A 20,948-nucleotide genomic window follows, 5' to 3' on the forward strand; every position below is an offset into this window, starting at 1 on the left:
TGGTGCACAAGAATCTTGGGTGTACGCCGGTACGAAGTCGTCAGGTACCCCGTACCGGCGTACGGCTCAGGGGTGTGTCATGGCCGCAGCAGGACCTTTCCGACGGTCGGGTCGCCCGACCCCACCAGCTCGATGGCCTGCGGGAACTCCTCCAGTGGAAGCTCGTGCGTGACGAGCGGCAGCGGATCGAGGAGCCCGGCCCCGAAGACCCGCACCGTGTGCGCCCAGGCGTCCGGCGCCGCGCCGAACACGGTGTGCACCTCCAGTTGCCGTACGACGAGATCCGTCGGGTCGAGGCCGTCCGCGCCCGGCGCCGGGATCCCCGTCAGGACCAGCCGGCCGCCGCGCCGCAGCAGGGCGGCGGCGGTGCGCGCCGCGTCCGCGGACCCGGCGGTCTCGATGACCACATCGAAGTCGCCAGGGAGCTCCTGGTCCTTGGTGCGGAAGTCCGTGGCGCCGAACCGCTTCGACAGCTCCGCCCGGTCCGGGCGGGTGCCCACGACGAGCAGCTCGGACGGCGATCCCGCCTTCAGGAACTGAACGGCGAACATGCCGAGCGTCCCCGTGCCCACCACGGCGACCCGCTCACCCGGGACGGCCCTCGCCTTGAGCGCGGCGGCCGCGATGCACGCGGCCGGCTCCAGCAGCGCCGCCGCCGTCAGATCCGCGTCGTCCGGGAGAACGTGCAGCAGACGGGCGGGCAGCGTGAGCGTGGTGGCCATCGCGCCGGGCTGGGTGAACCCGGTCTCCTCGTATCCGGCCGTGCACAGCGTGGTCTCGCCCGCGTGGCAGCGGTCGCACACCTGGCAGTTCCTAAAGCCCTCGCCCACGACCTTGCGGCCTACAAGAGTTGAAGGCACACCGTCACCGACCGCCGCGACCGTCCCGGACCACTCGTGGCCCGGTGTGAGGGGGTAACGGACGTACCCCTCCGGCCGGTTGCCCTGGAAGACCTCGCGGTCGCTGCCGCAGATCCCCGAGGCGTGCACCCGGACCAGGGCCTCGCCGGCCTCCGGCTGCCGGGGCTCGTGCGGGACGAGCCGGTGCTCGCCCGGCGCCTCGATGACGACGGCGGTGGCCGCGTCGGGTGAGGCGGTCACTGGGTGCCCTTGGGCTTGCGCTGCTCCCAGCCGTCGGCCCACAGGTCGAAGCGGGCCTGCTGCTGCGGGAACTCCGCCGCCGCGTCCACGTCCAGCTCGACCCCCAGACCGGGCTTGTCGGAGAGGTGGAAGTAGCCGTCCACGACCTCCGGGGCCCCCGAGATCACCTTCTTGATCTCCGCGTCCGCGAAGTCGTTGAAGTGCTCAAGGATCTTGAAGTTCGGAGCGGTGAAGCCGACCTGGAGGGAGGCCGCGGTGAGCACCGGCCCGCCCACGTTGTGCGGCGCGACCAGCATGTAGTGCGTCTCGGCGGTGGCGGCGAGCTTGCGGGTCTCCCAGATGCCGCCGATGTGGCCGACGTCGGGCTGGATGATGTCCACGGCCTGGCTCTCGAAGAGCTCCCGGAACTCGATCCGGTCGTGGATCCGCTCACCCGTGGCGACCGGCATGTCCACCTTGGCGGCGACCTTCTCCAGCGCCTTCAGGTTCTCCGGCGGCACCGGCTCCTCCAGCCACGCGGGCTTGAAGGGCGCCAGGTCCTTGGCCAGCCGGACGGCGGTGGCGGGCGAGAACCGGCCGTGCATCTCCAGCATCAGCTCGGAGTCCGGCCCGATGGCGTCGCGCACGGCCTCGATCAGGGAGACCGCGTACAGGCTCTGCTCGTGGTCCAGCTCGAAGTGGCCGGTCCCGAAGGGGTCGATCTTGAGCGCCTTGTAGCCGCGCTCCATGACCCCCTGCGCCGCCTTGTGGTACGCCTCCGGGGTGCGCTCGGTGGTGTACCAGCCGTTGGCGTACGCCTTGACCTTGTCGGTGACCTTGCCGCCGAGCAGCTGCCAGACGGGGACGCCGAGGGCCTTGCCCTTGATGTCCCAGCAGGCCATCTCGATGACGGCGATGCCGGACATCACGATCTCGCCGGCCCGCCCGTAGTCGCCGTACTTCATCCGCTTGACGAGGTCCTCGACAGCGAACGGGTCCGAGCCGAGAATGTGGTTGGTCTTCGCCTCGTGCAGATAGCCGAGCAGCGCGTCGGTGTGGCCCAGCATGCGGGTCTCGCCGACGCCGGTGAGTCCCTCGTCGGTGTGCACCTGGACGTAGGTCAGGTTCCGCCACGGCGTACCGACCACGTGCGTGCTGATTCCCGTGATGCGCACGGTACTCCCTGTCCTTTGGGTCTGTTCGAAATATCGTCACACGTTCGAAATGCTGGTCGCGACAGTAAGGACGACCCGGTCTGAGTGTCAATGGGTCGAACGCATAACGGAAACGTTGCTGTCGCGAGACCTCGACCGAAGCGTGCCGTGTGTCTGTCGCGTTATTCAACCGTGACGCCTTCCCTGCTGCAGGCCTCTTGACCGCCATGAATTGTTAGCGCTCACAATGACCTCCGCACTCACCAGTCGTCACCGGGCGGCATCCAAGGAGGTACGAGCGTCGTGCAGCCACTGCTCCAACTCGCCTTCCCGCCCGGTGCCCTGGGGCTTTCCGGGATCCCGGCGTGAAGCCGGCCGCGCGGGAGCACGCACCCGCATCACAGGTCTTATCGGCAGACGACCGCCAAGGAGGTGTGGCCGTGACGCACCCGCAGCTGCGGCCGCCCACCATGGCCGATGTGGCCCGCCTGGCCGGGGTGTCCCACCAGACCGTCTCCCGCGTCCTGGGGGATCACCCCAACGTGCGGGACGAGACCCGGGCCAAGGTGCTGCGCGCGATCGAGGAGATGGGCTACCGCCGCAACTTCTCCGCACGGGCCCTGGCGACCCGGCGCACCCGGACCCTGGGTGTGGTCGCCTCCAACACCACGCTCTACGGTCCGGCCAGCACGTTGTTCGCGCTGGAGGAGGCGGCGCGTGCCGAGGGCTACCTCGTCTCGACGGTCAGTCTGCGCAGGCTGACGGTGGAGACGCTGTCCGAGGCTCTTGACCGTCTCAGCGAGGGCGGGGTGGAGGGAGTGATCGCCATCGCCCCGCAGCGGTCGGCGGTCGAGGCCCTCGCCGAACTCCGCCATCCCTTCCCGGTGGTGGCCGTGGGCACCGGGTCCGGCGCGGAGGTCCCCAGCGTCAACGTGGACCAGCAGCTGGGCGCGCGGCTGGCCACCGGCCATCTGCTGGCCGTCGGCCACCGCAGGGTCTGGCATCTCGCCGGGCCCGAGGACTGGCAGGAGTCGGCGGACCGGACCGCCGGCTGGCGGGCCACCCTCGAAGAGGCGGGGGTCGAACCGCCGCTGCCGCTGAGGGGTGACTGGAGTCCGCTGTCGGGCTACCGTGCGGGCCAGGAACTGGCCGGCTGGGTGGGGCGCGGTCTGACCGCCGTCTTCGTCGCCAACGACCAGATGGCACTGGGGGTGCTGCGGGCGCTGCGGGAGGCGGGCGTACGGACTCCCCAGGACGTCGCGGTGGTCGGCTTCGACGACATCCCGGAGTCGGAGTTCTTCGCCCCGCCGCTCACCACCGTCCGGCAGGACTTCTCGACGGTGGGCAAGCGGAGCATCGCCCTGCTGCTCGACCTCATCGAGGGCCGGACTCCCTCCGGTCGGTCCAGCGTGGCCATCGAGCCCCAACTCGTCGTCCGCGCCAGCACGTTCCCGTACACCCCTCAGTCGGGAGCCGCACCCGGCTGACGCGGCACCAGCAGCACCAATGGCACTACCCATGGATGTCCACCCCTCACCGTGGCCGATATCTCGAACGATGATCGACAGGCTGGACGCACAGCGGCCGGTCCCATCGAGCACCAGTGGTCCGTCCCCGGACCGGCTCTTCAAAGGAGAAGAAACATGCTCAACAGACGGAACTTCCTGACCGCGGCGGTCGGCGTGGTGGCGGCGACGGGCCTGGCGGCCTGCGCCAAGGAGGACGAGGGCTCCACCGGCACCTCCTCCTCCGGCGGCAAGAAGATCACCCTCGGCTTCTCCCAGGTCGGCTCCGAGAGCGGCTGGCGCAGCGCCAACACCGACTCGGTGAAGTCGGCGGCCAAGGAGGCGGGTTACAACCTGAAGTTCTCCGACGCCCAGCAGAAGCAGGAGAACCAGATCTCCGCGATCCGCTCCTACATCGCGCAGAAGGTCGACGTCATCGCCTTCTCGCCGGTGGTCGTCACCGGCTGGGACGCCATCCTCAAGGAGGCCCAGGCGGCGAAGATCCCGGTCGTCCTGACCGACCGGTCCGTCGAGAGCGACGAGTCCCTGTTCGTCACCCTGGTCGGCTCCGACTTCACCGACGAGGGCCGCCGCGCCGCCAAGATCCTGGAGAAGGTCCTGGAGAAGGCCGGCCACAAGGGCAAGGTGAAGATCGCCCAGCTGGAGGGCACCACCGGTGCGGCCCCCGCGATCGAGCGCGCCAAGGGCTTCAAGGAGGTCATGGACGCGGACCACAAGGACGACTGGGAGATCGTCGTCAGCCAGACCGGTGACTTCACCCGCGCCGGCGGCAAGCAGGTCATGGCGGCCTTCCTGCAGTCCAACCCGGACATCAACGTCCTCTACGCGCACAACGACGACATGGGCCTCGGCGCCATCCAGGCCATCGAGGCGGCCGGCAAGAAGCCCGGCAAGGACATCCTGATCGTCACGGTCGACGGCGTGAAGGACGGCTTCATCGCCATGTCCGAAGGCAAGATCAACGCGATCGTCGAGTGCAACCCTCTGCTCGGCCCCCAGCTGATGGAGGTCGTGAAGACGGTCCACGAGGGCGGCACAGTCGAGCGCTGGATCAAGACCGAGGAGAGCGACTTCATGCAGGACCAGGCCAAGGACGCGCTCCCCACCCGTAAGTACTGACCCACCGCACCCACCGGCAGGGAGCCTCCGGCCGACCGAGATCTCGGTCGGCCGGGCCCTGTGGGCCTGCAACGAATCGCTTCAAGAGGAGCGCTGCCGTGACTCCGCCCCGGGTGAGGGGCTTCCAGCCCGAAGGCTGCGGTCCAGCCCGAACCGACTCCTTGCGGAGCGTAACCCATCTAACACGGAATGAACTTACCCACCGGGCAAAGCCGGTGGCCTCCTCACTAGGAGAGGTATGGCAGAGCCGCGGCCCGTCCTGGAGATGACGGGCATAGTCAAGGAGTTTCCGGGGGTACGGGCTCTGTCGGGCGTCGACTTCCGGCTCTTCCCCGGCGAGATCCACGCCCTGATGGGCGAGAACGGTGCCGGCAAGTCCACCCTCATCAAGGTGCTGACCGGGGTCCACCCCCTGGACGGCGGCACCATCACCCTCGACGGCGAGAGCGTGCGGATCGGCAGCCCGCTGCAGGCGCAGCAGGCCGGCATCAGCACGGTCTACCAGGAGGTCAACCTCTGCCCCAACCTGTCGGTGGCGGAGAACATCTTCATCGGACGTGAACCCACGCGCGCGGGCCGCATCCAGTGGAAGCGGATGCGCAAGGAGGCCGCGGAGCTGGTCGACCGGCTCGGCCTCGACATCGACGTGACCGCGCCCCTGTCCTCGTACCCGCTGGCCGTGCAGCAACTGGTCGCGATCGTACGGTCGGTGGGCACCGGCGACAGCGACGGCTCGGGCTCCGGCACCAAGGTGCTGGTCCTGGACGAGCCCACCTCCAGCCTCGACCGCGACGAGGTCCTCGAACTGTTCCGCCTGATGCGGCGCCTGCGGGACGAGGGCGTCGCGATCCTCTTCGTGTCGCACTTCCTGGACCAGATCTACGAGATCTGCGACCGCATGACCGTGCTGCGCAACGGCACCCTGGTCGGCGAGCACATGGTGAGCGACCTCGACCAGGTCGGGCTGATCGAGCTGATGATCGGCAAGGCCCTGGACCAGCTGGAGGAGCTCCACGAGCACCAGCTGCGCTCCGACGTCGGCGAGACGCTGGTCGAGGCCGAGGGCCTGGGCCGGACCGGTGGGATCGCCCCCTTCGACCTGGAGATCAAGAAGGGCGAGGTCGTGGGCCTCGCCGGCCTGCTCGGCTCGGGCCGCACCGAACTCGCCCGGCTGCTCTTCGGCGCCGACCAGCCCGACAGCGGCAAGGTGACCATCGGCGGCAAGCAGGTCTCGATGAGCGCCCCGAACGACGCCATCGGCGCCGGGGTCGCGTTCTGCTCGGAGAACCGCAAGACCGAGGGCCTGGTCCCCGATCTGACGGTGCGGGAGAACATCATCCTGGCCCTCCAGGCGTCCCGCGGCTGGACCCGGCCCATCCCGGCCTCGCAGCGCGACGAACTGGTCGCCAAGTACATCAGGGCGCTGGACATCCGTCCCGCCAACCCGGAAGCCAGGGTCGGCCAGTTGAGCGGCGGCAACCAGCAGAAGGTGCTGCTCGCCCGCTGGCTGATCACCCAGCCGAAGCTGCTGATCCTCGACGAGCCCACGCGCGGCATCGACGTCGGCGCCAAGGCCGAGATCCAGAAGCTCGTGGTGTCCCTCTCCGAGGACGGCATGTCCGTCCTCTACATCGCGGCCGAGCTGGAGGAGGTCCTCCGCCTCAGCCACACCATCGGGGTGCTGCGCGACCGCAAGCTGGTGGCGCGGCTCACCAACGGGCCGGAGATCACCACCAGCAGGATCCTGGAGACCATCGCGAGCGGAGAACACCAGTGAGCACCCCATCCGTGGCCTCGACGGGCACGACGCCCCGCTGGCGAGCGCTGACGCACCATCACCTGTTCTGGCCGGTCGCGGTCCTGGTGGCCCTGCTGCTCGTCAACGTCCCCTTCACGCCCGACTTCTTCTCGATCAGGATGACGGACGGCCACCTCTACGGCAGCCTCGTCTCGATCGTGCTGTTCGGCTCGCCCCTGATCCTGGTGGCGGTCGGCATGACCCTGGTCATCGCCACCGGCGGCATCGACCTCTCCGTGGGCGCGGTCGTCGCCATCACCGGCGCCCTGACCTGCTCGTACATCAGTGACCAGGCCGACCAGAACGCGCTGGCCGGGGTGTTCCTGGCCATGGGCATCGGTCTGGTGGCCGCGGTCGTCTGCGGCCTGTGGAACGGCTTCCTGGTGGCCCGCATGGGCATCCAGCCGATCATCGCGACCCTGATCATCATGGTCGCCGGACGCGGTGTCGCCCAGCTGATCACCGACGGCCAGATCATCACCATCAACAGCGAGCCGTACAAGCTGATCGGCGGCGGCTACTGGCTGACGCTGCCCTTCTCCATCTTCGTGGTGGCCGCCGTCGTCGCCATCACGGTGGCGCTGACCCGCAGGACCGCGCTCGGCCTGCTCGTCGAGTCGGTCGGCGGCAACGCCGAGGCCAGCCGGCTGGTGGGCATCAGGTCCCGGCGCATCAAGATCATGGTCTATATGTTCTGCGCCCTGTGCGCGGGCATCGCCGGCCTGATGATCAGCTCCAACACCTCGGCCGCGGACGGCAACAACGCCGGTCTGTGGATCGAGCTGGACGCGATCCTCGCGGTGGTCATCGGCGGCACCTCGCTGCTCGGCGGCCGGTTCTCGATCGGCGGCACGGTCATCGGCGCCCTCGTGATCCAGACCCTGACCACCACGATCTACACCATCGGCGTGCCGACCCAGACCAACCTGGTCTTCAAGGCCGTCGTCGTCATCGTCGTCTGCCTGCTGCAGTCCCCGAAGTTCCGGGCCAAGGTCTTCGGCGCCAGGGGACGCGGACAGGCCGCACCGGCCCAGGCCGCCCCCGCGGCCGACGCCGCCCCGAAGATGGAGGTGTCGCGATGAGCGCGACCACCAAGACCCCCGCGGCGCCGGACAACCGTACGAGCCGTACGACGTCGCAGGCCGCGCGCCTGCTCGGCGACCGGCGGCTGCCCGTCCTGGTCACGGCCGCCCTGTTCCTCGCGATGTACGTCGCCGGTCTCAGCCGGTACCAGAACTACGGGTTCACCGAACCGCAGGTGTTGCTCAACCTGTTCATCGACAACGGCTATCTGCTGGTCGCCGCCGTCGGCGCCACCTTCGTCATCATGTCCGGCGGCATCGACCTGTCCGTGGGCTCGGTGATCGGCTTCACCACCATGTTCACGGCGTGGCTGGTGGAGCGTCAGGGCCTGCCGCTGCTGCTGGTCATCCCGATCGCCCTGGGGGTGGGCGCGTTCGGCGGCTTCCTCATGGGCTATGTGATCCACAACTTCGAGATCCAGCCGTTCATCGTGACCCTGGCAGGCCTCTTCCTCTTCCGGGGCCTCTGCCTGGTCATCAGCAAGGAGTCCATCTCCATCAGCGACTCCTCGGTGAGCAGCCTGGCCCAGGCCCAGGCGCAGTTGGGGATCGGCTTCCTGTCGATCGGCGCGATCGTGGCCCTGGTCGTCCTCGCCGCCGCGTTCTACGTGCTGCACTACACGCGCTTCGGCCGCCGGGTGTACGCCATCGGCGGCAACGAGCAGTCGGCGCTGCTGATGGGCCTCCCGATGGGCGGCACGAAGATCGCCGTCTACACGGTCAGCGGCTTCTGCTCGGCCCTCGCCGGCCTGCTGTTCATGCTGTACATCCAGTCCGGTGACCCGCTGCACGCCGTCGGTATGGAACTCGACGCGATCGCCGCGGTGGTCATCGGCGGCACGCTGCTGACGGGCGGCTCCGGCTATGTCGTGGGCACGCTGTTCGGCGTCCTCGTCCTTGGCCTGATCAAGAGCCTCATCCAGTTCGAGGGCACGCTCAGCTCCTGGTGGACGAAGATCGCCACCGGTGTGCTGCTCTGCGCGTTCATCCTGATCCAGCGGGCCATGACGGCCCGTAAGCAGACCTGAGCCGACCAGCACGCACACGGTTGTCGAGGTCCGTCGCACACACACCGTGCGACGGACCTCGCGGCGTTCACGGCAGCCGGGATCGGAGGATCGGGCGAATGGTCGGTCTTGACCTCAACCGAGCAAACCGGAAAGGGAAGTTCCGCACACAACCTTCACAGGAGACTCTATGAACGCTCCCTGTGCGGAACTTAGTCTTCCCGCGTCATGGACTACTGCCACCCGTGCCGACGGCACCTCAACGGCGCCCTCGCCTGCCCGGGGTGCGGCACCTCTGTCGAAGAGCTCCGCGCGTACGCGGACGATGCCGACGCGCGCCCGGACGACGCCGAGGAGACCCCCGCCGCGTCCGAGAACGAGGCCGGCCCCCGTTCGTCGCGTCGCCGGGCCGCCCCCCGCGAGGGGCATGGCGGCGGGACGCGTTCCACCCGCCGCGACCGCAAGGCGGCGGCCCACCGGCGCCGCCGCAAGCGTGTCCTGCTGATCGGCACCGGCCTGCTGCTGGCCGCCGGCGCGCTGAGCCTGGCGGAGCTGGGCATAGAGGCCCCCGGCTCCGGTCCGACGACCACCGCGGCGGACGAGGAGTCCGCGGGCGGTGCCTCGGCCTCCCCCGACGGAGGGTCGAAAGAGCAGGACGGCACGACCGGGGACTCCGGCGAGGACGGCTCCCCGTCCGCCTCGCCCTCCGACTCCGCCTCCCCGTCCGCGTCCGCGTCGGAGAAGGACGACAAGGGCAAGGACGAGGACGAGGACGAGAAGGAGCGCGGCGACCAGTCCGCGACCGCGGGCACCCGCCCCGACGCCCCCACCTCGGCCCCGGCCGCCACGTCCGCCCCGGACCCGACGACCGAGCCCACCACCGACCCCACCACCGACGACCCCACCCCCGAACCGTCGCCCTCGGAGACGTGCGAGAAGTTCCTGTGGTGGTGCGCGTAGGGGTGGGTCTCAGGTCAGGTACCTGGCGGCTGTCGCTGTGGCCCCCGGGGCCTTGCCTTCGCTGGCATGTGGCGGGTTCCTGTTGGTGTGCGCGTAGGGGTGGGCCTCAGGTCAGGAACCCGGCGACCGTCGCCGTGAACCCCCGGGCATCGTCCATCCACGGGTGGTGCGAGGCCCCGTCCTGAACGGCGAGCCGGGCGCCGGGGAACAGCCCGGCGTACTCGGCCATCGCGCGCGGCGGCGAGTTGAGATCGACCTCCCCGGCGAGCACGAGCACGGGGGCCCCGAACCTGCCGAGAGCGGCACGCGTGCCCTCCGGGTCGAAGGCGCCCGCCGAGCCGAAGACGCCCGCGGCCTCACCGTTGCGCTGCTCCTCGTCGGCCGCGTGCAGGGCTTGCGCCGCCCCGTCCCAGCGTCCATGGAAGAACGGCGCGACCGCCTCCCAGTGCCCCTCCTCGGCCCGCCCGGCCGCGATCGCCTCCAGCGCCGCGAACGCCTCGCCGAACCACGGCTCGCCCTTCCGCAGCCGGGCGAGCGCGAGCCGATCCTCGCCCCCGACCGCGATACCGACCCCGAGGGGACTCGGCGTGACCAGCACGAGCCTGCCCACGCGATCCGGGTGGCGGGCGACATACGCCGCCGCGAGATTCGCCCCGGCACAGTGCGCCAGCAGATCGACCTGCTCCAGCCCCAGATGCTCGCGCAGAGCCTCGATGTCGTCGGCCTGCCGGTCGCAGCGGTACGTCGCGGTGTCCTCGGGGACCGCGGACCCCCCGGTACCCCGAAGATCCAGCATGACCAGCCGCCGGTGCGCGGACAGCCCTCCGAGATCACCGAGATAGGCGGAGGCCCGCATGGGCCCGCCGGGCAGACAGACGAGCGGCGGCCCGTCGCCGAGCACGCGGTAGGAGAGCGGCGTGCCGTCAGGTGCGTGGAAGGTGGCCATAGGGCAGACCCTCACAGCCCCTTGGCAACGGGGCAACCGTAATTCGCCCCCGCCCAGGCCCCGCGATCGCGTGCGCAACGCACCCATCGATGAAGGTGACCGTCTCGTCGAGCGGCGCCCGCCCCGCACCATGCAGGTCACCTTCAGAAGGGCCCTAGGCCCCCCGGGTGCGTTCCGCGATCCAGCCCGCCATCGCCCGTACGCCGATGCCGATGGCTCGCTCGTCCGGGGCGAAGTCGGGGAAGTGCGGGTAGGCGGTGGTGATGGACGCGCCGGGGGCACGGACGCCGAGGAAGGTGTACGTGCCGGGGACGCGGTCCAGGTAGAGGCCGAAGTCCTCCCCGCTGAAGGGAGGGAACGCGGACTGGAGCACGGTGACCGCATCCCGGCCCCGGGTGCGGCGCAGGTGGTCGGCGAGCATGCGGGCGTCGTGTTCCGGGCAGACCATGGCGGGGAACGGATCGGCGGGGAAGCTCACCTGGGCCCCCGCGTACGACGTGGCCAGTCGGCGGATGTCGTGGCGTACCTCCGTGTACCGCTCCTCCGGCCAGCAGCGGTAGGACACGCTCACCCCGGCCTCCCGCACTCCGGCCCGGACGGCCACGAACCGGGCCAACGGCCCGTCCGGCGTCTGGGCGTCGGCGATCATCCGCTCGATGTCGGCGGGCGTCCGCGGGGGCGTCACCGTGGCGAGCGCGCCGATCTCGGCGGCCAGTCGCCGCGCGGCGTCGGGTGCCGCCGGTCCCGGGAGAGTCACCTCCGCCTTGTCCTGGCCCGGCATCCCGAAGCCCGGGGTCACGGCGAACCGGCCGACGGGGAAAGGCCCGCAGTGCAGCGCGTGGATCTCCTCGACGCCGGTGCGTTCCAGCACACCCGCGTCGATCAGCGCGCGGGCTCCGGCGAGGCTCTCCTCGGCGGGCTGGAAGAGAAACACCACCGTTCCGCTCAGTTGCCGCCGCAGCCGCGCCAGGACCTTCGCGATGCCCAGAGCCACCGTGGTGTGGAGGTCGTGTCCGCAGAGGTGGGCCGCCTCCGTGCCGCCCCCGACGATGTCATGGGGCGGCACCGCGTCCATGTCCGCCCGGTACGCGACCGTCCGGCCCGGACGCGAGCCACGCAGGACGCCGACGACGCCGTGGCCGCCCACCCCGGTGGCGACGGCCAGCCCGGCCGCGCGCAGCTCCCGGGTCACCACACCGGCGGTGTATCGCTCCTGCCCCGGCAGCTCGGGGTGCCGGTGGATGTCCCGCCTCAGCTCGATCAGCCCGCGCTCCAGACGCGCCACCTCGGCGTCCACCGCTCCCTGGCCCACGGACCCTCTTCCCCCGTCGGCGACGGCCCTCCCCGCACTGCCCCACACCGTTCCCGCACCGGCTGCCGCCGCACCGGCCAGCAGCGCACGGCGCGCGAGAGCATGCTCTATGGGACGCTTCACTGTTCCCCCTCGGTCATCCGCCACGTGGTCTTCCGGAGCGTCCGCCAGGAAGGCCGGCTCTCGGCACCGTGTGTCGTGCCGTCACCGCCCGGCGAGCCGGAGACCTGTCGGAACACGATCGCTCCGCCCGTAGGCCGCTGCCCATCCGGCGAGCCACCGCTCAGGGGTGGGGATAGCCCCATCAGCGGGATCGCGGGCCGTGGAGAGCCGTGGAGAAGGGTCGAACCCACTGCGGCGGATCGCCCTTCCCGCGCGCAGAGGCTTCGACCCGTGCTTCACGTCATCCCCGCCGGTGTCCGCAGCAGAGCACGCGTCGCCGGGTGGCCCGGAGCGGTGAAGACGGTCGCCGTGGGGCCGGACTCGGCGGTGCGGCCCGCGTCGAGGACGGTGACCGTGTCGGTGCGGTCGGCGATGAGCGGGAGGTCGTGGCTGATGAGGACGAGGGCCGTGCCCCGGTCCGAACGGAGCCGGACCAACAGGTCCATGATCGCCTCGGCGGTGGCGGAGTCCAGCGCCGAGGTCACCTCGTCGCAGATCAGCACGTCCGGATCGGCCGCCAGCGCCCGCGCGATGGCCACCCGCTGACGCTGTCCGCCGGACAGCTCGTGCGGGTAGCGGGAGGCGAACTCGGGCAGCAGGCCCACCTGTTCGAGGAGGACCGCCACCCGGGCCGGCACCTCACGGGACGCGCACCGCCGGTGCAGCCGCAGCGGCCTGCCGATCGCGGCGCCGACCGTACGGCTGGGGTTGAGCGCACCGAGCGGGTTCTGCGTGACCAGCTGGATGCGGCGTCGCTGCTCGCGGCCGCGGCCGCGCAGGCCGGTGCTCAGTGGTACCCCGTCGAGGCGGATCGTGCCGGCGGTGACCGATTGCAGCCCGACGACGGCGCGGACGAGGGTGGTCTTCCCGGAGCCCGAGGCGCCGACGATGCCGGTCGCCGATCCGGGGGCGACGGTCAGTGTGACGCCGTCCAGCGCGGGGGCGTCCGAGCGTCGGCCGAAGGTGACCCGGAGATCGCGCACGTCGAGCACGGGTACGTCCACCGATCCGGTCTCCCGCGGCCCGCGCTCCGCCGGGTCGCCGGCCGGCGCGTCGCTCCCGTGGGGCGTACGTGGCCGCGGGACATGCGAGGCGCCGAGTTCCACCACCTCGTCCGCGATCCGCTCGACGAGTTCGGGGTCGTGGCAGGAGAGTGCGACGGCCAGCTGGTGCTCGCGGGCGAGGTGGCCCAGCAACTCGCCGATCTCGTCCCGGAGTTCGGGGTGCAGGCCGGCGGTCGGCTCGTCGAGGAGGAGGACGTGGGGGCGGCGGGCCAGGGCGCGGGCGAGGGCCACGCGGCGCTGCTGTCCGCCGGACAGGGCCGGTGGCCGGCGCGTGGCGAGGCGGCCGTCGTCCGGGAGCCGCACCTCGGCGAGGAGTTGCCGCACCGCCTCCGGGGCGCGGTCGTCGGAGAGTTCGCGCAGGAGGGAGCGGACGCGCATCCGGGGGTTCAGTCCCGAGCCGGGGTCCTGACCGACGTAGGCGAGCCGCTCGCGGCGCAGGGCACGCAGCTCCCGTTCGGACAGGGCGAACACGTCACGGCCGAGGACTTCCACACGTCCGGACGTGCGCTCCGTGCCGGGCGGCAGGAGTCCGGTGAGGGCGCGCAGCAGCGTGGTCTTGCCCGAACCGGAGGGACCGGTCAGCGCGGTCACCCTGCCCGGGTGCAGGGTGAGTCGGGCGTCCTGGAGCAGGATCCGCCCGTCGGGGGCGGCCACGGTGAGGTCCGTGACCCGGGCCGCCGGGGTGGCGGCGGGCGTGGGGGAGTCGTCCTTCCGGTACCGGTCGGGTGTGTGACTCACAGGACGGTCACCGCCTTCCGGCCGGTCTGCGGGGCGAGGGCTGCCGCCGCGAGGTTGACGCTCAGGGCGAGCAGGCCGATGGCGGCGCTGGGGGCGACCACGGCCCAGGGGTTGAGCAGGATGCCGGAGGAGTTCTCGCGGATCATCAACGCCCAGTCGGCGGCCGGGGGTTGGGGCCCGACCTGGAGGAACGCGGCCGTGGCGACCAGGTAGACGGCGGCGACGAAGCGCAGACCGAACAGGGCGAGGAGGGTGGCCCGCAGGTTCGGCAGCACCTCGCGCAGCACCAGGTGCCACAGCCGTTCGCCGCCGGCCGCCGCGGCCTCGACGTAACCGGACGCGGCGACGGGGCCCGCCGCGCCGGCCGCGAGGCGCACCGCGTACGGCACGCCGAGGACGACGGCGGCGGCGATCACGGCGAGTCGGCCGCCGTCCGGCCAGGAGAGGGTGACGAGGAGGATGCCGAGCACGGCGGGCAGCAGCATCACCACGTCGGCGGTCCGTTCCACCAGGCGTCCGACGCGGGGCCGGAGCGCGCCGATCGCGCCGAGCACCGCCGCACTGCCGGTGACGAGCACCGCGACGAGAGTGGAGGACAGGACCAGGTCGCGGCCCCCGGCCAGCAGCCGGCTGAGCACGTCCCGGCCGAGCTGGTCGCCGCCGAGCAGGGCGTCCGGGCCGGGTTCCGCATAGGGCGCGGTGACCGGGGCGTCGATGGGATGCGGCGCGATCCAGGGCCCGACGAGGGCCAGACACACGAGCAGCAGCGGGGGCAGGACGCGTACGGCGGTGGCGCGCAGGCGGGGGGTCATCGGCGGCTTCCCGTCGTCAGGTCCCGTACCAGGTCGGCCAGGAGCAGTACGCCGGTGATGACCGCGCCGGCGAGGGCCGTCACCCCGGCGATGACGGGGCTGTCGCGGTCGGTGACCGCCGAGGCCAGGACCGAGCCGATACCGGGGTAGTTGAAGATGGTCTCCACGACGACGGCGCCGCCGAGGAGCATGCCCGTGGAGGTCGCGAGGCCGGCGGTGACGGTGGGCAGGGCACCGGGCAGGACGTGGTGGGTGAGGACCCGGTGCGGCGGGAGCCCGTCGAGGACGGCGGTCTCCACGTGCGGGGCGCGGGCCTCGTCGGCGAGGGCGGCGCGCACGATGCGGGTGTTCCAGCCGGTCTGCGGGATGGTCAGGGCGAGCGCGGGCAGGATCAGCATGGTCCAGTCGGAGGGGGTTCCGTCGGCGTCGGTGAGGGTGACGGCGGGCAGCCAGCCGGTCCACAGCGACAGCACCAGGAGCAGGGCGACGGCCACCACGAACTCGGGCAGCGCGAGGACCGCGGTCGCCGTGCCGGACACCGCCCGGTCCACCCGCCCGTCCGGTCGGAGCGCGGCCCAGCAGCCGAGCCCCAGGGACAGCGCGGCGGTGAGCAGCAGCGCGAGCCCGCCGAGGACGAGGGTGTTGGGGAAGGCACTCGACAGCAGGTCGGTCACCTTCTCGCCGCGCGCCGAGGTGCCCAGGTCCGCGGTGGGCAGGCCGCTCATCCAGTCCCAGAAGCGTTCCAGGACCGGTCTGTTCAGGCCCAGCAGCTCCCGCCGCCGTTCGATGTCGGCCGCGCTCTCGCCGCGCTCGGAGGTCGCGGCCGCGGCGTCCCCGGGGAGCAGTTCGACGGTGAGGAACACCAGCGCGAGGAGCACCACGAGCAGCGCCGCCCGCTTCAGGACGACAGCACCCACCCGGGCGAGCAGCAGCAGGGGAGCCCGCGCCGGCCGGACCCTCGGAGTCAGGGGAGAGGGTCCGGCCGGCGCGGTCGTGTCAGGCGTCAACGGGCCAGCCACGCCTGTTCGAGCTGGACCCTGCCGTAGCCGGGCAGCGTGGGCAGCCCGTTGACCTTGGCCCCGGCGAGGTCGATGCCGTCGGCCATGCCCCACAGCAGATAGCCGGAGCTGTCGTACTCGATCTGCTGGAGTTGCTTCAGCAACTGGGTGCGCGCGCTCGCGTCGGCGGTGCCGATGGCCTTCTCGTAGGCCTCGTCGAAGGCCTCGTCCTTCCAGCCGGCCTCGTTCTGGCCGCTGTCGGAGACCATCGTCTTGCTGGCGAAGAAGACGACGGAGTCGTTGGTGCCCCAGTAGGTGGTGTAGAGGTCGCCCTTGAGCCAGGTCTTGTCCCAGAAGGTCCCCGACTCCTGCTTGACGACCTTGACCTTCACGCCGGCCTCGCGGACCTGGGTGGCGAAGAGGGTGGCCGATTCGGCGAGACCGGAGATGTCCTCGGTGGTGTACAGCTCGTACGTCTTGGAGGTGTCGAACTTCGCCTCCTTCAGCAGTTCCTTGGCCTTGGCGAGGTCACGGGTGCGCTGCGGGATGCTCTTGTCGAAGGCCGGGTCGCCGGTGCCGAGGATGTCGTTGGCGACGGTGCCGTAGCCGGAGAGGACCTGCTTGACCATGGCCTCGCGGTCGACGGCCAGGCGCAACGCCTCACGGACCTTCGCGTCGGCGAACGGGCCGTCGGCGGTGCGCATGACGATGGGCATGGCCATGTCGTTGGGGCGGCGGACGGCCTGGATGTCCTTGCGGCTCTCGGCCGTACGCGCGGCGACGGCGCCGACGTTGGAGGCGAGGTCGATCTGGCCGGCGAGCAGGGCGCTCGCCATGGCCTGCGGGCTCTCGAAGATCTTGACCTCGATGGCGTCGAGGTGCACGTCGCCGCCGTACCAGTCCTCGTTGCGGACGAGGCGGGCGTTGCCGCCACGGAACCAGTCGAGCTTGAAGGGGCCGGTGCCGGGGGCCTTGGCGATGTCCTTGTCGGTGGTGCCCTTCGGTATGACGAAGGTGGTGAGGCGGGTCAGCAGGGGCAGTTCGGCGTTGGCGTAGTCGGAGACGAGGACGACGGTGTCGGTGCCCTCGGCGGTGATGTTCTTCTCCTGGATGCCGGGCAGCCGGGAGGCGCCCGCGGGGGTGGCGCGCAGGCGCTTCAGCGAGAAGACGAGGTCCTCGGCGGTGACCGGTGAACCGTCGTGGAACTTCGCGCCCTTGGCGATCGTGAACCGCCAGGTCTTCAGATCGTCCGAGGCCTTCCAGCTCGCGGCGAGGCGGGGCGCCGTGTTGGGCTTGGCGCCGGGGACGGTCAGGGTGTCGTAGATCAGGCTGAGAATGAGGTAGTCGCTCTCGTTGGCCTGACTCCCGTGCGGATCACGGGTGATGGCGCCGGCGCGGCCGAGCGCGCCGACCCGCAGGGTGCCGCCCTTGACGGGCTTGGCCGTACCGCCCGTGGCGGACGCGGCCGGCTCCTCGTCGCCGCCTCCGCAGGCAGTGAGCAGGGTGCCGGCTCCGATGGCGCCACCGAGCCAGAGCATGTGACGTCGCGTCAGCTCCACTTGTTCCTCATTTTCCCGCAGTTGGCTGGATTGCTTAGCCTTACCTACCCTGTGTCGCCCCTGTACGACAAGACCACCAACGGTGTGACATAGATCAAAGTTAGGTAAGCCTTCCCTGTTTACCTGTGGGGTGGCTATGTTTCCAACGGGCTACCCGAGATCGCATCCGACCACGCGATCGGGATCGGGAGGCCTTCTTCGCCATGCCCGGAGATCCTCAACACCTTGCCCCGCACCGGAACGAACGGATCCCCCATGCCCACGGGAATCGCCCCCGTACGTCTGCTCGATCCCGACTCGGTGGCCGAACTGACCGCCGCCGCCCGCACCCTTCTCACCTCGTACGACGGCTCATCCACCCACCCGGGCCTGCTGGCTCAGGTCCCCGCCGTCGCCGCTGCGTTGAGCGACCGGATACGCCACGCCTGCCGCCCCGTCGACACCGCCGAGGGCCTGTTCGTGCTGCGCGGTCTGCCCGTCGACGACGCGGCGCTCGGTCCCACTCCCGGCCACTGGTCGACCGTCGGCGACGCCGGTGCCGTATACGACGTCGTCCTGCTCCTGCTGTCGACGGTGATGGGTACCCCCATCGCCTGGGAGGGACAGCAGGAAGGCCGTTTCGTGCACAACATCGTGCCGTCTCCCGGCCACGAGGAGGAGCAGACCGGCGCCAGCAGCAGCGTGCTGCTCAGCCCGCACACCGAGGACGCCTTCCACCCCGGCCGGGCCCACCTCCTGGTCCTCGGCTGCATGCGCAACCCCGACTCGGTCGCCACCACGGCGGCCAGCATCCGCCAGGTCGAACTCGACGCCGGTGAAGTGAAGTTGCTCAGCCGCCCGGTCCTGCCGATCCTCCCCGACGACGCCTACGAGGAGGCCCAGGGCTACGCGGGCGAGCCACCGGCCGTGCCCACGCTGTGGGAGTCGGAGGACGGCCTGACCCTGCGCTTCGACCCGGCCTACACCCCGCTGGACCAGGCACCCGAGGACCACCGCGCGGCCTACGCCCGCCTGGAGGACGAACTCGCCCGCGTCAGCGGCGCGGTGAGCCTGAACCCCGGTGAGGTCCTGGTCGTCGACAACGATCTGGTCGTCCACGGCCGGGTGCCCTTCAAGGCCCGCTACGACGGCACGGACCGCTGGCTGAAACGTTCCTCCGTGCGCGTGAAGGGCCGCCGGACCCGGCCGCCCGCCGAGGAGTCCGAGCACGGTTACGGCCAGGCCGCCGTGGAGGCGTTCGCATGACCCGCATCGACAGCCCCGGAGGGAACGCCGTGACGCCCGACGACAAGACCCTGCGCGTCCTCAGCACCAGCGACGTGGCCGGCATCGACATCACGCTGCCCGACGTCGTCTCCGTGGTGGAACAGGCCTACCGCACCCTGGCCGAGGGCCGCTCCGACAATCCGCAGAAGCTCACCGTCAAGCCCGAGGACGGCCACTCCGTGGCCTACGCGATGCTCGGCCGGGACGGGGAGCGCGGGGTCGTCGCGGTCAAGACGTCGTACAAGTACGGCCTCCACGAGGACCGCGACAAGCAGCACTACTACACGACGCTGAGCCTCTACGACGACGCCACGGGCCTGCCGGTCGCGATGATGGACTGCGGCCGCGTCGGGGCACTGCGCACCCCGGCCGTCTCCGCGCTCCTCGCCCGCGAACTCGCCGCCCCCGGCAGCCGCAGCGCCCTCGTCATCGGCACCGGCGTCCAGGGCCGGCTCGCTCTTCCCTTCCTGCTGACCACGCTGCCGGACCTGGACCGGCTGATGCTCTTCGGGACCCACCCCGACGGCATCCGGGCCGTACGCGAACAGCTGCACGCCCACTTCCCCGAGCGGGACGTGGAGATCGTGACGGATCTGCGCGCGGCCGCCGAGGAGGCGGACATCGTGCTCGCCACCGCCGGCCCCAACACGCCCGCGTCCGTCGAGGCCGAGTGGCTGAAGCCGTCGGCCCTGTCCGTGCTGATCGGGTACGGCATCGCGGCCTCCACCCTGCACACGGCCGACCGCGTCATCGCCACCAGCGAGGCCCAGATGCGGGTCACCGGTACCGACATGGCGGACGCGAGCGGTCGACTGCGCGACGTGGACGCCGAGTTCCCCGAGGTCCTGGCGGGCCGTGCCGAGGGCCGTACGGACGCCGGACAGCGGATCTTCGCGTACAACAGTGGGCTGGTCGTCACCGACATCGCGCTCGGCCACCGGTTCGCACAGCTCGCGCTCGCCCAGGGGCTGGGCACGGCGGTACCGCTGTGGACGTGACCACCACCCTCACCTCGCACACCACCGAGGAGGTGCGCGCGCTCCTCGCCCCGCCCGGCAGCGCCCTTCCGCACGAGCTGAGCCACGGTCTGGGCGGGCCGTACCACCTGCTGTTCCCGCAGCGGTTCGACGCCAACGCCGCCGCTTTCCGGCAGGCGTTCGCCGATGCGGGCGTGGACGGCCGGGTGTACTTCGCCAAGAAGGCCAACAAGGCCGCCGTCTTCGTGGAGCGGGCGGCCGTCGCGGGCCTGGGCGTGGACGTGGCGAGCCACGGCGAGCTGCGCGAGGCGCTGGCGGCCGGTGTGCGCGGTACGGACCTGGTCGTCACCGGCCCGGCCAAGGACGACCAACTGCTGCGGGTCGCCGTGCTGCACGGCGCGCTCGTCGCCGTGGACGCCCTCGACGAACTGGACCGCGTCCTCGCCCTCGCCGACGAACTCGGCCGTACCGCCCGGGTGTTGCTACGTCGCCTTCCCCCCGGCCAGCCGCACAGCCGCTTCGGGCTGGACGACGCCGAGATGAACACGGCCCTGCGCCGCTGCCGCACCGAGCACGTGGACATGGCGGGGTTCAGCTTCCACCTCTCCGGCTACGACATCCGTGAACGGGCCGACCTCGCCGCCGAGTTGGTACGGCTGTGCGCCCAAGCCCGTACGTGGGGGCTGCGGGCCGACCGGATCAGCGTCGGCGGCGGCTTCGCGGTGGACTACGTGGGCGCGGAGGACTGGCGCCGCTTCCAGGAAAGCACCCGCCCCGAGCACTTCCACAAGCACAAGGCCTTCTCCGGCTACTACCCGTACCACTCGCCCGTCGCCGGAGCCGACGCCCTCGCCGCCATGCTCACGACCACGCCGGCGGGCGAGGAGTCGACCCTGGCCGAACTGGTACGGGCGGCCGGGGTGACGCTGCTCGTCGAGCCGGGCAGGGCGCTGCTGGACCAGGCGGGCTGCACCGTCTTCCGGGTCCAGGGCGTCAAGGAACGCGACGGCTACGACATCCTCACCGTGGACGGCAGCAGCCTCAGCCTGTCCGAGCAGTGGTTCGAGAGCGAGTTCCTCCCGGACCCGGTGCTCATCCCCGCCGACCGGGCCGACATCGCCGACGCGGGCCCGTACCCGGCCTGTGTGGGCGCCGCGACGTGCCTGGAGTCGGACATGCTCACCTGGCGAAAGATCCCCTTCCCCGTCCGCCCGGCCACCGGCGACCTGCTGGTGTATCTGAACACCGCGGGCTACCAGATGGACTCCAACGAGTCCCCGTTCCACGAGCTGCCGCTGCCGCCCAAGGTCGTCATCGAGCCACCCACGTACGACTCCCCCTCCGCCCGTCCCCGCTGGCGTCTCGACCGCCACCCGTAGGGAGTTCTCA

17 protein-coding genes are annotated in these 20,948 nt (G+C 71.2%); 9 read left to right on the plus strand and 8 right to left on the minus strand.

All coding sequences use genetic code 11. The features are described from left to right. Positions 1-77: 77 nt before the first annotated feature. Entirely contained in the window at positions 78-1,100 is a 1,023-nt protein-coding gene (locus JIX56_RS32605; RefSeq protein WP_257545871.1) for a zinc-dependent alcohol dehydrogenase, read from the minus strand. Next, complete coding sequence (locus JIX56_RS32610) at positions 1,097-2,254, minus strand: mandelate racemase/muconate lactonizing enzyme family protein (RefSeq protein WP_257545873.1); 1,158 nt, start codon at positions 2,252-2,254, stop codon at positions 1,097-1,099. Before JIX56_RS32610 ends, JIX56_RS32605 begins: the two co-directional genes overlap by 4 nt. Before the next feature lie 419 nt (positions 2,255-2,673). Between JIX56_RS32610 and JIX56_RS32615 the strand changes: the two genes are divergently transcribed. From JIX56_RS32615 to JIX56_RS32640, 6 genes are all read left to right on the plus strand, one after another. Further along, positions 2,674-3,720 carry a LacI family DNA-binding transcriptional regulator gene (locus JIX56_RS32615; RefSeq protein ID WP_257545875.1) on the plus strand — a complete coding sequence of 349 codons (1,047 nt, stop codon included), beginning with the start codon at positions 2,674-2,676 and terminating at the stop codon, positions 3,718-3,720. Positions 3,721-3,876: 156 nt separating this feature from the next. Beyond that, a complete protein-coding gene (locus JIX56_RS32620) occupies positions 3,877-4,878 on the plus strand; it encodes a substrate-binding domain-containing protein (RefSeq protein ID WP_257545877.1) in 1,002 nt (333 codons plus the stop codon). Positions 4,879-5,116: 238 nt separating this feature from the next. Next, positions 5,117-6,655, plus strand: coding sequence for a sugar ABC transporter ATP-binding protein (locus JIX56_RS32625; RefSeq protein WP_257545879.1), 1,539 nt, complete (start codon positions 5,117-5,119; stop codon positions 6,653-6,655). Next, a complete protein-coding gene (locus JIX56_RS32630) occupies positions 6,652-7,758 on the plus strand; it encodes an ABC transporter permease (RefSeq protein ID WP_257545880.1) in 1,107 nt (368 codons plus the stop codon). The genes JIX56_RS32625 and JIX56_RS32630 overlap by 4 nt, the downstream gene beginning before the upstream one ends. Next, complete coding sequence (yjfF, locus tag JIX56_RS32635) at positions 7,755-8,786, plus strand: galactofuranose ABC transporter, permease protein YjfF (protein WP_257545882.1); 1,032 nt, start codon at positions 7,755-7,757, stop codon at positions 8,784-8,786. The genes JIX56_RS32630 and yjfF overlap by 4 nt, the downstream gene beginning before the upstream one ends. 207 nt (positions 8,787-8,993) lie before the next feature. After that, positions 8,994-9,725, plus strand: coding sequence for an SCO2400 family protein (locus JIX56_RS32640; RefSeq protein ID WP_257545884.1), 732 nt, complete (start codon positions 8,994-8,996; stop codon positions 9,723-9,725). A gap of 106 nt (positions 9,726-9,831) precedes the next feature. Here JIX56_RS32640 and JIX56_RS32645 read toward each other — a convergent pair whose 3' ends face one another. From JIX56_RS32645 to JIX56_RS32670, 6 genes are all read right to left on the minus strand, one after another. After that, positions 9,832-10,671, minus strand: a complete 840-nt coding sequence (locus tag JIX56_RS32645; RefSeq protein ID WP_257545886.1) for an alpha/beta fold hydrolase — start codon at positions 10,669-10,671, stop codon at positions 9,832-9,834. A gap of 154 nt (positions 10,672-10,825) precedes the next feature. Continuing rightward, positions 10,826-12,106, minus strand: coding sequence for a M20 metallopeptidase family protein (locus JIX56_RS32650; protein ID WP_257545888.1), 1,281 nt, complete (start codon positions 12,104-12,106; stop codon positions 10,826-10,828). A 275-nt stretch (positions 12,107-12,381) separates the two neighbouring features. Then, entirely contained in the window at positions 12,382-13,947 is a 1,566-nt protein-coding gene (locus JIX56_RS32655; protein WP_257545890.1) for an ABC transporter ATP-binding protein, read from the minus strand. Beyond that, positions 13,944-14,759, minus strand: a complete 816-nt coding sequence (locus tag JIX56_RS32660; protein ID WP_257545892.1) for an ABC transporter permease — start codon at positions 14,757-14,759, stop codon at positions 13,944-13,946. The genes JIX56_RS32655 and JIX56_RS32660 overlap by 4 nt, the downstream gene beginning before the upstream one ends. Next, positions 14,756-15,676, minus strand: a complete 921-nt coding sequence (locus JIX56_RS32665; RefSeq protein ID WP_257545894.1) for an ABC transporter permease — start codon at positions 15,674-15,676, stop codon at positions 14,756-14,758. Before JIX56_RS32665 ends, JIX56_RS32660 begins: the two co-directional genes overlap by 4 nt. An 86-nt stretch (positions 15,677-15,762) precedes the next feature. Beyond that, a complete protein-coding gene (locus tag JIX56_RS32670) occupies positions 15,763-17,295 on the minus strand; it encodes an ABC transporter substrate-binding protein (RefSeq protein ID WP_443032075.1) in 1,533 nt (510 codons plus the stop codon). A gap of 276 nt (positions 17,296-17,571) precedes the next feature. Here JIX56_RS32670 and JIX56_RS32675 point away from each other — a divergent pair, with 276 nt between their 5' ends. Genes JIX56_RS32675 through JIX56_RS32685 form a run of 3 tightly spaced genes read left to right on the plus strand, consistent with a single transcriptional unit; the run spans position 17,572 to position 20,938 of the window. Further along, positions 17,572-18,561, plus strand: a complete 990-nt coding sequence (locus JIX56_RS32675; RefSeq protein WP_257545898.1) for a TauD/TfdA family dioxygenase — start codon at positions 17,572-17,574, stop codon at positions 18,559-18,561. Further along, positions 18,558-19,580 (plus strand): ornithine cyclodeaminase family protein, encoded by a 1,023-nt coding sequence (locus JIX56_RS32680; RefSeq protein ID WP_257545900.1) that lies wholly within the window; start codon positions 18,558-18,560, stop codon positions 19,578-19,580. The genes JIX56_RS32675 and JIX56_RS32680 overlap by 4 nt, the downstream gene beginning before the upstream one ends. Then, complete coding sequence (locus JIX56_RS32685; protein WP_257545902.1) at positions 19,577-20,938, plus strand: alanine racemase; 1,362 nt, start codon at positions 19,577-19,579, stop codon at positions 20,936-20,938. The genes JIX56_RS32680 and JIX56_RS32685 overlap by 4 nt, the downstream gene beginning before the upstream one ends. The last annotated feature ends 10 nt before the right edge of the window (positions 20,939-20,948 follow it).

It is taken from the genome of Streptomyces sp. CA-210063, assembly GCF_024612015.1.
Taxonomy (GTDB): domain Bacteria; phylum Actinomycetota; class Actinomycetes; order Streptomycetales; family Streptomycetaceae; genus Streptomyces.